Raw genomic sequence first — 231 nt, 5'->3', positions numbered from 1 at the left:
CGGCTCCGGCTCACGGGCGGAATTTGTCGGCAGGCTCAGGATCGGTTCTTGTCAACGGGAAACCTGCTGGTCGTGTGGGAGATGCCATCGCGTGCGGAGGCGCAGCTGACGCAGGTTCTTCCGATGTGCGCTTTGGCGACTGAAGCACCCAAACCTAACTTTCGGTGTGCGAGCCAGCGTTTAAGAATTAGGGCAAAGCGATGCGACACGCTGAGAAGGGCGGCGTTGCCC

1 protein-coding gene is annotated in these 231 nt (G+C 60.6%); it reads left to right on the top strand.

The annotated features are described in order from the left end of the window. Positions 1-23: 23 nt before the first annotated feature. Positions 24-143: a PAAR domain-containing protein gene (locus R0J92_RS27280; protein ID WP_411053983.1), complete on the top strand. Its 120-nt coding sequence runs from the start codon at positions 24-26 to the stop codon at positions 141-143. Positions 144-231 lie beyond the last annotated feature (88 nt).

The organism is Tritonibacter sp. SIMBA_163, assembly GCF_046535935.1.
Taxonomy (GTDB): domain Bacteria; phylum Pseudomonadota; class Alphaproteobacteria; order Rhodobacterales; family Rhodobacteraceae; genus Epibacterium; species Epibacterium scottomollicae.
Note: the sequence above shows the minus strand (reverse complement) of the source record. Positions and strands in the feature narration are given on the sequence as shown.